Genomic DNA, 15,567 nt, shown 5'->3' on the forward strand with positions numbered 1-15,567 from the left:
GTTTGCTTGTCCTAAGATTCAACAAGGTCTAATTATTTACCTTACTTTTTTGCCCTCTTTTTCAGGATTTATTTAACATGTTAATAAAGCACATTATTTGGATAAAATGGTTGAGCCAACCTCTTTTTTATTCTAGATAAATTTGGTTGTATAAAAATCTTACCAACAACCTAAAAAAATACCTAATGAGAAAAGTATTACTCTTGATTATTGCGCTAATCACCATGACCCTAAGTACTGAAGTGTCGGCGCAACAACGGGTAATTACCGGGAAGGTAATTTCCCAAGAAGATGGGCAGGGTCTACCTGGCGCATCCATTCTTGTGAAGGGCACCACAGTGGGAACTACCACAAATTTGGATGGATCTTATTCCATTAATGTGCCTGCAAATAATAATGTCCTGGTAATTTCTTTTATCGGTTTAAAAACGGTGGAAGAAAATATTGGTTCCAGGTCTGTTATCAATGTCACGCTTATTCCAGATGCTTCTCAGTTATCTGAAATAGTAGTTACTGCTATCGGTATAGAAAGAGAAAAGAAGGCTTTAGGTTATGGAGTTACCACACTAGGAGAGGAGCTGATCGAAAACAGACCAGAAGCTGACATCGCTAGGGTATTGCAGGGTAAAGTTGCGGGGGTGAACATCACCGCTACAAATGGCATGTCTGGATCTGGAACCAATATCATTATCAGGGGTTATTCTTCTGTTACAGGTTCTAATCAGCCACTGTTTGTTGTAGATGGAGTTCCTTTTAATACTAACACCAATGCTACAAACGGGTTTAGTACTGGGGGCGCAATTACCTCTAGCCGGTTCTTGGATATTGATCCCAATAATATCGAAACTGTAAACGTGTTGAAAGGGCTTTCTGCAACCGTGCTATATGGAGATCAGGGTAGAAATGGGGTAATCTTGATTACTACAAAATCTGGCAGCAAAAATAGAAAACCAGCTGAAATTACCTTAAATCAATCTTTTTTTGGCAATCAGGCAGCTTCTTTACCAAATTTTAGCGACCTATATGGAAATGGATTTCAACAAAATATACCGCCCCCTTTCTTCTTCGGCAACTGGGGAGGTAGACTGGATCAAGGCAGAACCCATCCGCATCCAATTGCAGCATCTAATTTACCCAGTATTAGAAATGCTTTTCCGCAATTTTTCGTTCCTAATGCAGACGGTACACCCTCCACAACACCAATTGATTATGAATACAAAGCCTATGATGATATAAGCAAAGTATATTTCAGGACTGGATTAGTGTCCAATACTTCCCTAATGGTTTCAGGTGCTTCTGATCGGTCAAGTTATTCTGCATCTTTTGGGTATACAAACGAGGAAGGTTTCCTTCCCGGGAACAATCTGGAAAAATTCAATTTTGGTTTGGGGATAAATGCGGCCGTTAACGATAAATTTTCAATTAACTCATCTTTTACTTTTGCCATTACGGATTTGGTTTCCCCACCTGTTAATGCTGCCTTTGGATCAAGTGCAAGCGGAGGAATCCCTTCTGTATTTGCCAATTTGTATTACACACCGCGTTCAATTGATCTAGCGAACCTTCCTTTCGAAAATCCGATTGACGGAAGCAACGTTTACTACAGGAGTAACAATGATCAGATGAATCCTTTTTGGATTTCAAAGAACTTAATTGATGCCTCTAATGTCAAGCGGTTTTTCAATTCAACTTCGCTGAATTATGATTTTAATGATAATTTTTCTGTGACATACAGAATTGGTTTGGACACTTATTCTGAGTCTAGGGAAAGTAGATACAATAAAGGTGGTGGAGGGGCAGTGAGTACCTTGATCAACAGCGGATTATATAGAACTGTGGAAATTCAAAATACCATTTGGAATCAGGATTTGATTTTGAATTATAAAAATCAACTTTCCGAAAAAATTGGTTATTCTGCTTTGTTGGGAGGTAATATTCGTAACGATTTTTATAAGCAGGTTGGGTTGGTATCTACCGGACAGTTAGCTTTCAATCTTTTCAATCACGGCAACTTTCTTCAGGCGTCATCTAGAGATCCTTTAACAGGAGGCAATTTACAATTTCAGCAGGAGGAGACTAGGATGGGAGTCTATGCCAACGTTACATTGGATTACAGTAACTTCCTTTTCCTGAACCTTTCAGCAAGAAATGATTGGACCTCTACCGTTGAAGTTGAAAATAGAAGGATCCTATATCCTGGAGCTTCTGTTTCATTCTTGCCTTCACAGGCATTCAATTGGAATACATCCACTTTCAATGATTTGAAATTGAGATTCGGTTATGGTACCTCAGCAGGTTTCCCACGACCATATAGTACTAGAAATTTTCTTGACCAAAATGCAAGGGCTTTCCTAAATAGTGCTGGCACTTTGGTTCAAAGGCAAACTTTGAACCCAAACCTTGGGAATCCAAATTTACGTCCTGAGCTCCATCAAGAGCTTGAATTGGGAGTAGAATCAACCATGCTCAATAATAAATTGAGAATAGATCTTTCCCTTTATGAGAAAAATACCAAGGATTTGATTACTTCAGCGCCTATTGATCCATCTTCAGGTTTTACCAGAAGTTCGATCAATATCGGAAATATCAGAACAAGAGGGATTGAATTCCAGGCAACTGCCACACCTGTAAGTACCCCTTCTGGGTTTTCATGGGAGTCCATTGTGAATTTCGGCTTATATAGAAGTATGACCATGGAATTGGCAGATGGATTAAATGAAATTGTGGTTGCTGGTTTTACGGATTTAGGAAATTTCGCCATACCTGGTCGTCCCTTTAATATCATCAAAGGCCAGGGTATTGTAAGGGATGAGAATTCAGGAGAAAAAGTAGTTTTACCTAACGGGACGTATCAGCCTACAGCAGTACCTGTAGAATTGGGTGATCCTAATCCTATGTGGACAGGCTCTTGGATTAATACTTTCAGGTACAAAGGGTTCTTTTTCAACTATATGTTGGAATACAGACATAAAGGAACTATTGTCAGCCATACTATAGTGTCAACTTTGAACAGGGGAGTGACTGTAGATCCTGTTGTAGACAGAGAGTATAGTTTGATTCTCCCAGGGGTTAAGCAGGATGGTACTCCTAATGATATTCAGATATCTGCCACCGACTATTTCAATCAATATGGAGCTAATCCGGAACCACGTGCCTTTGACGGTTCTACTATTAGATTAAGAGAGCTTTCTTTAGGATATGATATACCTTTAAGTTTGATTTCCAAGACTCCCTTCAATAGAGCCTCTATTGCTTTAAGTGGAACAAATTTATGGTTTAGAGCTTTGAATTTCCCCCCCAATCAGAACTTTGATACGGACATTTTGGGTCTTGGGGTTGGTAACGGTTTAGGTTTAGAATTCGTTACCGGACCGAGTTCTAGAAGATTTGGTGGTACTTTGACACTTACATTCTAATCCCCAAAAACAATACTACAATGATAAGAAAAATATATAGCCTATTTATCGCCTTAAGTCTTATGGTGGTAAGTTCTTGTGATTTGGATCTGCTGGATAACCCAAATGCGGTGACCGCTGATACGGCAAATTTAAATCTTGTTCTGAACAGTATCCAACTTGATTTTGTCTCCTTTTATCATACTTCAAGCGTCAACGGCATGAGGCTTACAAGAATTGCAAATCAAGGTAACATTAATTACGAGAATGCATATGTACCTGTTAATTTTAATGGCTTATGGATCACTACCTATTCAGGTATTCTGAATGATATCAAATTCCTGGAGCCGTTGGCTGAAAATGCCAATTTCAGAAGACATTTAGGTATTGCAAGGGTGATCAAAGCATATGTTTTGATGACCATGGTGGATTATTTTGATGCAATACCTTATTCCCAGGCACTAGATCCTACTAATTTTAACCCAACCTTAGATCCAGGGCCACAGGTTTATGCAGTCGCTTTGGAAGCTTTGAGACTTGCAAGGGCAGATTTTGCTGCCCCCAGTTTAGGGACGCCACAGGACAATTTCTATGGAGGTGTTTATGCCAATTGGATAAAATTGATCAATTCCCTGGAATTGAAATATCATTTAAATCGTAAGCTCATAGACCCTTCAGGTAGTGCTTCTGCCATCAATGCCTTGATTGCTGCAAATAATTTCATAGAGCCTGGTCAGGAGTTTGTATTCAGGTATGGCACCAATTTGACAGATCCGGATTCCCGTCATCCAAATTTTGCCAATCAATATCAGCCAGGAGGCGGTGGTGATTACCAGTCTAACTGGTACATGTATAATCTAACAGAATCCAAAGGATTTGATGACCCTAGGGCACGTTTCTATTTTTACAGACAGCAATTGACTAATCCAACACTACGGCAAGATCTCCAATGTATTGGAGAATTTCCCCCTGCACATTATCAAGCTGGCCAATTTCCTTTTTGCCTTCCTGGAACCAGAGGTTATTGGGGTAGAGACCACCTGAATAATAATGCTATACCGCCGGATGGTTTGAAAAGAACTGCCTATGGTGTATATCCGGCAGGTGGCAGGTTTGATAACGATGCTGCTGAATCAATAACTCCTACTTCAGGTGCCGGTGGGGCAGGTATCCAACCTATAATGCTTCCAGCATACATTGACTTTATGTTGGCAGAAGCTGCACTTACCATACCTGGTGTTGGAGGAGATCCGAAAGCTTTAATGCTTAGGGGAATTAAAAAATCCATGGATTATGTCAGAGCTTTTAGTGTCTCTACTTCTCAAGCTGGAGCCATCAATAGCTTTCAAAATTTAAATGAATTTAATACAAGAGTTACAGCCTATAATGATTATGTAGCAGCTGAATACGATGCAGCAACTACTAATAGGAAGATGCATGTGATTGCCAGGGAATATTGGTTGTCTTTATTTGGTAATGGAAATGAATCCAATAACCTTTATAAAAGAACCGGACAGCCTGATGGTATGCAGCCTGGTCTAGATGTGAATTTTGGAGATTTTCCGAGGTCTTTCCTCTATCCAAATGTTGTTGTTGCCACCAATCCCAATATTCCGCAAAAGGCATCACAAAGGTTACGGGTATTCTGGGACACTAATCCTGAAGGTAATGGTTGGGTTTATTAATCTTTAAATCAAAGAAATATATGAAAATCATAAAAAAAATATTTGTGAAGTTGTTGACACTGGTTGTACTATTCACATCCTGCACTGATTTTGTTGATCCTGTACTACCATATAAGGATTTTAATTTAGCGGTTTATTTGAGAACAATCTCAAGAACAAGTACTTCTTTCAATTCCTCCAATTTAGCTGATTCAAAATTCAATATTACAGTGGAAGCAGTTGATCCAGAGGGAGGAAGAACAGTGGAATCTGTTGAGGTTAGGGTCAGACATAGGAGGTCAGTTGTAGGAGGTGGCTTTATATTTACCCCTGCTGCCGGGGCAAATAACCTTGTAAATGATGTATTGATTAAAACACTTACTTTAGCCGATTTCCAACCAAACAATGAATCAAGATTTTTAAGAGCTGGAATTCAGTTTACAGCTCTTGAGGCTTTATCTGCATTAGGTTTATCAGAAAATCAGATAAATGTGGGAGATAATTTTGAGGTTAGATTAAAATTAAGGGACAAATTTGGAAGGGTATTTAATGACATAAACGCCGGTGCAAGCATAAAAAATGAGGTGTTTTATGCATCTCCATTCTTATATATTGTTCCTGTAAATTGACCTTCTGAGTTGTACTGAGAATATTTCGGATAAATAATCAGGTAAAATTTTCTCATATACATGTAGTTGATAGGGTTGTAAGTTATGAAAGGGGGGAAAGCCCCCCCTTCATTAAAGCTTCCTATCCTGGATTTGTTTAGGGTAAAGTGTCAGAATAGCAAATGGCGCATGAGGGATAATCCAAGTGGTGTTTTTAAATTGTAATAACCAAATTTTCATCTAAAAACAGAATATCCTGGAACCGAAATAATACTTTATCTTTAAAAAGTAGCTTTTTCTTGAGTTCTTGTCCAATATCTATTATGAAAAATAAGAGAAGAGTTCTAATATTTAGTTATAACACATTTATTTTGGTCATAGGTATTCTCATGGTACAGTCAATTCCTGTTGGAGGAATTGTTGACCAAAAGATGGAACTAGTAACTGAAACTTCTAATGGACTACATGGATATTTGGGGTATAAAACACCTAGGAGACCGGATGGATTTGGAGCTGGTATAGGGTTTTATACAGCTGTTTGGCCTTTATTAGAACAGCCTTTAGAGGGATTTCAGATTGGCCTACCAGGAAATTGGATCACTCCGGATAACCCCAATAATAAAGATATACCCTGTTGCCCTGAGGGTACAATTGCAAGAACCTGGGAAGAAAGAGGTCCAACCTGGTCCAGTGTCTTTCAAACTCAGGAAGGTGGCTTGGGATTTTGGAGAGGTAACCGGTACCATTATGGTTTTCCAAAGTTCAGCATGAACGGAGTTCCTGACTGTTATAATTCAGAAATCGCCTCCCCAGGCTGGCCGTTTTTCTATAGAGCAGAGGCTTTGCCGGATGACCAATTGGGCATAGCCCAACTCAGCAACCGAATTCTTGTTCCACCGGATGGGATTACATTTGATGGTAACCTTGAAGGAAGGTTTCTGGGATATAGCCATATGGCCCTTCCTCTTACAGAGGAAAAACCTGGCCCTCCTCCCACGGGAAACCAAAGTTGGACACTGTTTTTAAATGCAGAAAATTTTAAAGGACCTGTCGCTTTTTATATCCCCGAAATGTGGTCAAGGCTTTCCAAAATCTACCCCGCCATTGAAGGAATGGGGTTGGATACTAGGGAAGGGATAATGGCAGGTGGAGGAGCAATGGAAATCAATACTGTACCCGCATTTGAGTTAAAGGACAAAAATGGTGACCTGTACATAAAAATACCTCAATTGCAATTTCCTCTGAATGAAAATGGGGTTTCTATTCTCGTTCAAGATGTAACCTATTATTCCAAAGCGGCTCTTTTCAACCACATATTGGAATGGAAAAAAAACGGTAAAGCCTATTCAGGAAAATTTGACGAAGCACATACCTGGAAACCTTCCCTAGAACCAAGGCCATTTTCCTTAGACCAAGGAGCCAGCCTTAATCACGGTGGAGAAAAACTTAAAGGAATTGAAGATGTATTTCAAATTGTCATCACAGATTCCAATGCTTTTGGACTGGAATGGAAGGAAAATTCCGTCTCCCAAGTAGGACGTTTCCCCCAATATTTCAAAAAAGTTGGAGATCAGCGGGTGGCAGTAAATCCAGAAACAGTACCCAAAGAACTTCGGGACAAAGAGTTCCCCGCGGCTGGTTCAGAAAAATATTATATTAATTGGAGAAACGTAAATGAAGTGGTGGAGGGAAATTTTATAATAAATAAAAGCCTGCCCTACACTTCACCAACAACTGGTGCCTGGGCAAACCCTGGGCCTGCTACCCAAACTTTCACAGTTCTTTTGAAAGATGGCTCAAAAGTGACTTATCGTTGGTATAAATTTATAGATCAGCCCTGTTTCCAGTCTTTGGGTTGGACAAAAGAAGCAAAGGAGTCTTTACAGAAATTTGTGGAACAAATCCACAGATCATGGACTATAGATCAAGAATACATGGCTCCTCCAAGTACCGGTAGTCTTGTTGCTATTGACCCCGTTCTTATTGTATCCCCTCCACCTGGTATGGAATATGGTTATGTTCCCATTGTGGTAAGGCAGGAGAGTAATTTGATAACCTCAAGGTAAATTAATCCTTGGAATGACAATTCAAATCCTAGAATAGATAAAAAAATCCTAATAGTTTAAAAATGATAGATATTCAGAAACAATTAAATTTCCCTGACTGGTTGTCTCATTTTTAAAAATACTTAAAGTCATACAGGCTAAAAAAACATAAGCTTTAAAATGAATAAAATTTACTTCAGTTTAAGTACTCTTTTGATTTTCTCTTTGTTTATCGGATGCAAACCAAGTCCATCTAATCAAGAGGCCGAAACACCTATAGGATTTACACTTCAGGAAGCAGACCTTCCGGACTATGAAAAAGATTTGGATCATAAGGGTCTCCTCCTTGCATTAGGTGACCGATATGGTGAATCCATCCGCACAGGTGAACATATTTACAATAACATCTGCTTTAATTGTCACGGGAATAAGGAACAGGAAGGATCCATGCCCAATGCATTTAAATTCTGGGAAGATAAATTTAAAGTTGGGAATGACCCATATTCAATTTACCAGACCTTAACACGGGGCTATGGATCTATGCCTCCACAGATCAATTTAACTCCAGTGGAAAAGTATGATATCATCAATTATATAAGGGAGGCTTTTATCCAAAAAGATAATCCTGATCAATTTATTGAAATAGATTCTACTTATCTGGCAAGTTTGCCTTCTGGCACGAACAAAGGACCAACTCCCAAAGAATTTAAGCCTTGGGCAGAGATGGATTATGGTAACTTTTTGATCAATACTTATGAATTGGTGGGGCTAAATGCACCTCCAAGGGAACGTTCCTCAGGCCCGATTCAGCCTTTAAAAGATGAAAATTTGGTTAACCAGAATTTTGCTTATAAAGGTATTGCAGTAAGGTTGGATGAAGGAGAGGGTGGTGTTGCGGCAGGAAGTGCCTGGATGATGTTTGACCATGACCTTATGAGGGTTGCCGGAGCTTGGACAGGTGAAGGTTTTATTGATTGGGAAGCCATTTTATTTAACGGGAAACATAATATTTCCCCAAGAACTGTTGGAGATCTTCATTTTTCAAATCCTGTAGGGCCTGCCTGGGCTAACCCGGCAACTGGAAAATTTGATGATCCACGCTTTTTGGCTAGGGATAAAAGACGGTTTGGCCCACTCCCAAGGGAATGGGCGCATTATAAAGGCCTTTACCAATTCAAGGATCGGGTAATTATTTCCTATACGGTGGGAGGTGCCAAAGTTCTGGAAACATTTGGACTCGAAACTGTGGAAAATCAACCTGTTTTTACAAGAACATTGAATATTTCTCCGGCTGATAAATCGCTGAAAATGCGGGTAGCTCCAACTGGAACGTCTGTTGCTTTAGTGGGTGAAGGTGCTGTTTTGAGAGAAGAGAATGGATTTACCATTATGCAAACCTCTGCTGCCCAAAATCTAAAAATCAAAATACTGATAGGGAAATCCGGAATGAAGGGGCTTGAGCAATATGCAAAAGTCTCAAATCCTGCCGAATCATTAGAATCCATGATCAAAGGAGGCCCTGCAAGGTATCCGCAAAAATTAACTACAGAAATCATCACTGGAAAACAAGATGGGCCATTTCAGGTGGATATTATGAATCCACCATTTGATAGCCCTTGGAAAAATGAGTTTAGGCTGAGTGGTCTTGACTTTTTCAAAGATTCCAACAAAGGAGTGATTTGCTCTACGGATGGAGATGTTTGGCTTGTAGAAGGGTTTATAAAAAATTCCGGTAATCTTACATGGCAACGTATAGCTTCAGGTTTATTTCAGCCACTTGGAATTAAAGTGGTCAAAGAGGAGATTTTTGTAATCTGTAGGGATCAGCTCGTCCGGTTGCATGATTTTAACGGAGACAGGGAAACAGATTTTTACGAGAGTTTTAATAATGATCATCAGGTTACTGATCACTTTCATGAATTTGCAATGGGGCTTCAGACCGATAAAGAGGGGAATTTTTATTATGCAAAAAGTGCTCGTCATGCAAGAGAAGCCTTGATTCCTCAGCATGGAACCTTGATTAAAGTCAGTAAAGATGGATTGAAGACCGAAATAATTGCTACGGGTTTCAGAGCAGCAAACGGAGTATGTATCAACCCTGATGGTACTTTTATTGTGACAGACCAAGAAGGTCACTGGAATCCGATGAACCGGATAAACTGGGTTAAAAAGGGTGGATTTTATGGGAATATGTTTGGATACAATCCACCAGCAGATAGTACAGAAAACGGAATGGAACTTCCGCTGGTTTGGGTGGAAAGAGAAAGAGATCAGTCACCTTCCGAACTGCTCTGGGTGGATAGTAAAAAGTGGGGTGCTCTCAATGGGAAGCTGCTGAATTTGTCTTACGGTTATGGGAAACTTTTTGTTGTTCCTTTTGAGAAAATAGGGGATCAGGTTCAGGGGGGTATATTTGAATTGCCTATCCCGAGATTTTCTACAGGTGTCATGAGAGGCAGATTCAATCCTGGAGATGAACAATTATACCTTTGTGGCTTGTCTGCCTGGGGCTCCACACAACCACAACTGGGAGGTCTTTACAGGATAAGGAAAGTTGATCAACCAATAGTTATTCCAGTTGATATTCATGCAACAAAAACCGGCATGCATTTGAGTTTTACTGACAAACTTGACGAAAGAAGTGTTGAAGATGTAAGTCATTATACTGTAAAAACCTGGGATCTGCTCCGCTCAAGAAAATACGGATCCAAACATTACAATGAAAAAACTTTGCAAGTGACCAAGGCTGAATTGGACAAGGACAAGAAAACCATCAAACTGACCATCCCGGATATTAAGCCAACATGGGTAATGGAAATCCAATACCAGATTAAGGATGATCGGGGAAATACCAGAGAGGGATTAGTCCAGAATACAATCCATCAGCTAGGTCCAGACCCTGTTCAATAGTTAGTATCTTTTGTATTCTTATATGTGATCACGGTCCGCTAAATATGAATAAATTCAGCATTAATTCAATATAATCATAGGAAATAACCTCATTTAAATAAGGGTTATAGTGGCTTGATTGAAGAAAAATTTAGGAACAGTTTGTTTTGACCTGTCTTATTAAAACTAATGGAAAAACAATGAGTAATATTTTAAAGGTTGTTCTGGGGCTTATGACAGGTACGTTTGGCTTCTATTATTTTGCTGATGTTTTTAGAAACAGGAAAATGTTTTCCGCTAAACCATGGTCAGGTCTTTTGACAACCGGATTTATCACCAACTTCTTCGATACCCTGGGGATTGGGAGTTTTGCCCAGCAAACTGCGATTTTTAAATTCTTCAAACTAATTGATGACCGCTTGATTCCAGGTACAATGAATGTGGGTAATACCATTCCTGTTGTCATGCAGGCATTTATTTTTATGACAGTGGTTGAAGTGGATCCCATTACGCTGGTCACCATGTCAACAGCTGCACCCTTAGGCGCATTATTGGGTGCCGGTATTGTATCCCAAATGTCGCGCCGGGGGATACAGATAGGATTAGGGTGTGGTTTATTGGCCGTGGCCTTGATCATTATCGCCGGCTTTTTAGACTTGATGCCTGTTGGAGGTGAGGCGATTGGTCTTAGGGGTTGGAAACTTGCCGTTATTGTGGGAATGAGTTTTGTTTTTGGAGCCTTGCAAACCATAGGGGTAGGATTTTATGCTCCCTGTATGGCAATGGTGTATGCTCTCGGTATGCATCCACTCACTGCATTCCCTATTATGATGACTGCCACTGCTATGCTGATGGCAGCAGGAGGAGCAAACTTTGTCAGAAAGGGAGCCTACGACCGGAAAGTTGCCTTTTCCTTAACCATTGCCGGGGCCGCTGGTGTGATACTGGCCGCTTATGTGGTCAAATCCTTACCCCTATTGGTTTTGAAATGGGTGGTGCTATTTATAGTACTATATACTTCAGGATGGATGTTTCTTTCAGCTAGACGAAATGTGCTAAAGACTAAAGTAAGAGTTAATTAAAGTAGGATTATATCGGGTCCAAATAGCCTTAATTGTACTTGTTCCACGACATCACATAAGGATCAGGGACAAGTCGCTAATATATCATCTTTTTTGGTTAAGATGCTTGAATTGTAAGCCGTTCAAATTCTGTAAATTAGGTCTTTGATAGTAAATTGGCTTTATTCAGGTTAAGTTGTCATTCAGGATGTATTTGTTTTAATCTTCCAAATGACTGCTTAAATATTCTAACTTATTGATGATAAAATCGAAAATGGTACAAGTGATATTCAAAAGGATGATTATCATTCCGAGCTTCCAAAGCTAATCCTAACTATTATGTGGCAACTGAAAAACAAGTATAAACACATGAAAATTCCTTTAATTCTTACATTGCTTCTATTCCTGGTGGTTAGTGGACTTCAGGCACAATTGATATTTGAAAAAGATGAATACCGGAATCGTAGGGAAAAACTTATGGATAGGATCCCTGATGGAATCGCCATCATCAGAGGAGCATCTGAATCACTCTCAGGTTTAGCATTTACCCAGTATAACAATATGATGTATTTTGCCGGGGTGGAGATTCCTGATGCCATCCTTATCGTGGATGGAGAAAAGAGGGAAAGCACCCTGTTTTTTACCATAGATGAGGACCATGCTGACAGCGAAAATATTTCCCTGGACCTAGTGAGAGAGCCTGTAAAGATCACAGGAATAGAGCACTACCGGCCCTACGAGGATTTTTCTGAAACGCTAAAAAACCGGCTTACAAAAACCACAGTCATATATACGCCATTCAGCCCTGAGGAGTATATAGGAGAAAATTCCATGGAGAAATTTGCAACTTTCAAACGCAATATAACAGATAACGAATGGGATGGCCGGCTGACCAGGGAAATGCAGTTTGTAGCGGTGTTAAATCAGCGATTCCCCGAAAATCAGGTTTCGAATTGCACCCCTTTTATCTGGGAACTTAGAAAGTTCAAATCAAAGGCAGAAATTGATCTGATCCGTAAGGCGGCCCAACTTTCTGTGGAGGCGCATAAGGCGGTTATGAAGGCTACAAGACCCGGCGTGCCGGAAGTTGAATTGGCAGCACTTTTCCAGCAGGTTTCAATGAAAGGAGGAGCCAAGGGTTTGGCCTTCGGCACCATTATTATGTCGGACAAAAACCACGCCTATGGGCATTATATGAAATATGATCGCATATTGGGAGAGAAAGACTTCATAATTCTTGATGGCGGGGCCAATGTATCCTATTATGCATCCGATGTTTCGACAACTTTCCCCGCAAGTGGAAAGTTTACCGAAACACAGCGGGAGATTTACGAACTGGGTCTTTTTATCAGGGAGATATGCCAAAGTATGTACCGCCCGGGGATTTCATTGACTGAGATCGGTGCCGAAGTGAAAAAGGAACTGGAAAAATTGGGGTTTGATACCAGTGAACCTCGGTTCAATCTGTGGATTCGGGACGGTGGATATAACCATAGCATTGGCATGGCTGTTCATGACCGGATGCATACCTTCGATCGGAGAGAACCGCTCCAACCCGGGTTTGTCTTTGCCTGTGACATCATGGGCATGGCGGATGATGTCACAGGCATTCGTATCGAAGATACCGTGGTGATTACAGAAGACGGTTGTGAAATTCTTTCTTCAGGACTGCCCCGGACAGTAGACGAAATAGAGGCGTTCATGAAGAATAATTAATGAGAAATCCAATTTTATAAGAAGAATCCATGAAGCGTCTTGTTGTTTTTCTTTTGCTGTTATCTGCTCATTTAGGACTAGTTGGCCAACAGATTGATATCTACCGAAGGCCGGTGAAGCTTGAACCGGATAGGGATTTCGACGCTCTCCATTACAAAGTTATTCTTGATGTAGATGTTCAGGAAAAGCAATTGACAGGACAGAATACCATCACCTTAACACCACTGAGAAGCGACCTGAATAGCGTGACTTTGGATGCGGTTTCTCTGGTAGTAAGCGATGTCCTCGACAGCAAGGGCTTACCGCTTTCTTTTAAACAGGGCAACAATAAACTGAATATAGACTTCTCGCGCTCCTATTCTCATAGAGATACCGTAACCTTTACAGTTAAGTACTTTCTCAAACAACAGGTTTCAGGTCTAAAATTTATTGATCAAACTGAAACCAATCCATTTCAGGTTTCTTCTGATTGCTGGCCTAATCAGGCCAGGCAGTGGATTCCCTGTTACGACTATCCCCACGACAAAGTAACTCAGGAAATGATCGTTACTGTTGACAATAACCTTAAAGTACTGTCAAATGGAGAGTTGATTGGAATTTCCGAAGGTCCTGAAAAAGGAAAACACACTTACCATTGGAAGCAAAGCAAGCCGCATTCCACTTATCTTATCAATCTGAGTATAGCAGCTTACACTGTTATTGAAGACTCTTTGGGTGATTTACCGGTAAGCTACTGGGTCTATCCACGCCACGAGCAGGATGCTAAAAGATCATTCGCCAAGACGCCTTATATGATAGATTTTTTTAACAGGATATATGGGTATGATTATCCCTGGGAAAAGTATGACCAAGTGATTTCAGCGCATCAGGGAGGAGGTGCCGAAGCTACATCTGCATCTTTGCTGGGAGAGGGTGCCGTAACAACGAGACAAGAAGAAATTGACTTTTCATTTGAGGGTATTATTGCCCATGAGATTGCCCACCAATGGTGGGGAGACCTCGTTACCTGCAGAAGCTGGGAGCATACCTGGATAAATGAAAGTTTTGCTACCTATTCTGATTATTTGTACAAGCGATTTGATTGGGGTGAGGATGAAGCGGCACTTGACTTGGTGAGAAAACAAGGTGCCTACCTGCGTGAGGCGCATAACAGCTATATGCGACCCATCGTCTTTACCCAGTATGAAAATCCCGGGCAGAACTTTGACAGCCATACTTATCCCAAAGGGGCTGCCGTTTTGCATATGCTTCGGTTTCTATTGGGAGACCAAACCTTTTTCAGAGTGATCAGTGAATTTTTGCATCGTTTTGAATTTCAGGTAGTAAGTACACAGGATTTCATGCAGTGTGCCAAAGATGTGAGTGGTATGAATCTGGACTGGTTTTTTGAGCAGTTTCTGTTTAAACCAGGCCATGCCGTATTTGAGGTTGCCAAGCATTGGGATGAAACAACCATGACCCTATCCTTAGAAATAAAACAGACCCAGGACAAATGGGAGCATGTACCCATCTACCGTATACCCGTTCAAATTGGGTTTTACCATCAAGATGAAAAAAGGGTGGAAAAAGTATGGTTAAATGAATCTTTGGAAAAATTTGAATTCAAATTAGATAAAGCGCCATTGTTGGTTCGCTTTGATGAAGGCAACTACCTGCTCAAAGAATTGACCTATCCTCAATCCGAGGAAGAGCTTTTGTTTCAGGCTGAAAATGACGACATGACTGGAAGGTTATGGGCAATTGACCAATTGAAGGCCTTCCACGATTCACCAAAAACAATTCAGAAATGGACGGAACTTGCCAAGCAGGACGAATTTTGGGCCGTAAGGGAGGCAGCGGTGAAGCGTCTGTCTGAATTTCATAGAAGCAGCAGTAAAGCTGTTTTTTTAGAGACTTGCAGAGATCGAAACTCCAAGGTCAGGGCAGCATCCATCACCGCCTTGGGAAAAATGAAGGATCCGGCCATGTTAGGTAACTTCAAGAAAATTTACGAAACAGATGAAAGCTATTTGGTAAAGGCACAGGCGCTGATTGCCATTGGTGAAACCGGTAATTCTACTCAGCTGCGTTTTCTCAGTGAAGCGGCCAAGGTAAGGTCTCCGCGCAATACATTAAAGAACGCTGCAGAGCAGGCGATGGAGCTGATAAAAAATCCAAACCCCTAGGCTGAAATGAATAGCTTTTCGATT

At 40.6% G+C, this 15,567-nt stretch carries 8 protein-coding genes; all 8 read left to right on the forward strand.

Annotated elements, in window-relative coordinates:
* The first annotated feature begins 185 nt into the window (after nucleotides 1–185).
* The 8 genes from CLV48_RS17145 to CLV48_RS17180 all read left to right on the forward strand — a co-directional run bounded on the left by CLV48_RS17145 (nucleotide 186) and on the right by CLV48_RS17180 (nucleotide 15,543).
* Nucleotides 186–3,416 (forward strand): SusC/RagA family TonB-linked outer membrane protein, encoded by a 3,231-nt coding sequence (locus CLV48_RS17145; RefSeq protein WP_106568593.1) that lies wholly within the window; start codon nucleotides 186–188, stop codon nucleotides 3,414–3,416.
* Between the two features lie 20 nt (nucleotides 3,417–3,436).
* Nucleotides 3,437–5,080, forward strand: a complete 1,644-nt coding sequence (locus CLV48_RS17150; protein ID WP_106568522.1) for a SusD/RagB family nutrient-binding outer membrane lipoprotein — start codon at nucleotides 3,437–3,439, stop codon at nucleotides 5,078–5,080.
* A 20-nt stretch (nucleotides 5,081–5,100) separates the two neighbouring features.
* Entirely contained in the window at nucleotides 5,101–5,688 is a 588-nt protein-coding gene (locus tag CLV48_RS17155) for a hypothetical protein (protein WP_106568523.1), read from the forward strand.
* Between the two features lie 302 nt (nucleotides 5,689–5,990).
* A complete protein-coding gene (locus CLV48_RS17160; RefSeq protein WP_245889596.1) occupies nucleotides 5,991–7,733 on the forward strand; it encodes a hypothetical protein in 1,743 nt (580 codons plus the stop codon).
* Nucleotides 7,734–7,892: 159 nt separating this feature from the next.
* Nucleotides 7,893–10,622, forward strand: coding sequence for a DUF6797 domain-containing protein (locus CLV48_RS17165; protein ID WP_106568524.1), 2,730 nt, complete (start codon nucleotides 7,893–7,895; stop codon nucleotides 10,620–10,622).
* Nucleotides 10,623–10,801: 179 nt separating this feature from the next.
* Nucleotides 10,802–11,683 (forward strand): sulfite exporter TauE/SafE family protein, encoded by an 882-nt coding sequence (locus CLV48_RS17170; RefSeq protein ID WP_106568525.1) that lies wholly within the window; start codon nucleotides 10,802–10,804, stop codon nucleotides 11,681–11,683.
* A 348-nt stretch (nucleotides 11,684–12,031) separates the two neighbouring features.
* Nucleotides 12,032–13,378 (forward strand): M24 family metallopeptidase, encoded by a 1,347-nt coding sequence (locus CLV48_RS17175; protein ID WP_170069048.1) that lies wholly within the window; start codon nucleotides 12,032–12,034, stop codon nucleotides 13,376–13,378.
* Between the two features lie 29 nt (nucleotides 13,379–13,407).
* A complete protein-coding gene (locus tag CLV48_RS17180) occupies nucleotides 13,408–15,543 on the forward strand; it encodes a M1 family metallopeptidase (protein ID WP_245889597.1) in 2,136 nt (711 codons plus the stop codon).
* Nucleotides 15,544–15,567: the final 24 nt, after the last annotated feature.

It is taken from the genome of Cecembia rubra, from assembly GCF_003014575.1.
In the GTDB taxonomy this organism is placed as follows: Bacteria; Bacteroidota; Bacteroidia; order Cytophagales; family Cyclobacteriaceae; genus Cecembia_A; species Cecembia_A rubra.

Bases quoted from the DNA above. Each gene is read 5' to 3' on its own strand.
- CLV48_RS17145 (WP_106568593.1), top strand. From the start codon at position 186: ATGAGAAAAGTATTACTCTTGATTATTGCGCTAATCACCATGACCCTA.
- CLV48_RS17150 (WP_106568522.1), top strand. From the start codon at position 3,437: ATGATAAGAAAAATATATAGCCTATTTATCGCCTTAAGTCTTATGGTG.
- CLV48_RS17155 (WP_106568523.1), top strand. From the start codon at position 5,101: ATGAAAATCATAAAAAAAATATTTGTGAAGTTGTTGACACTGGTTGTA.
- CLV48_RS17160 (WP_245889596.1), top strand. From the start codon at position 5,991: ATGAAAAATAAGAGAAGAGTTCTAATATTTAGTTATAACACATTTATT.
- CLV48_RS17165 (WP_106568524.1), top strand. From the start codon at position 7,893: ATGAATAAAATTTACTTCAGTTTAAGTACTCTTTTGATTTTCTCTTTG.
- CLV48_RS17170 (WP_106568525.1), top strand. From the start codon at position 10,802: ATGAGTAATATTTTAAAGGTTGTTCTGGGGCTTATGACAGGTACGTTT.
- CLV48_RS17175 (WP_170069048.1), top strand. From the start codon at position 12,032: ATGAAAATTCCTTTAATTCTTACATTGCTTCTATTCCTGGTGGTTAGT.
- CLV48_RS17180 (WP_245889597.1), top strand. From the start codon at position 13,408: ATGAAGCGTCTTGTTGTTTTTCTTTTGCTGTTATCTGCTCATTTAGGA.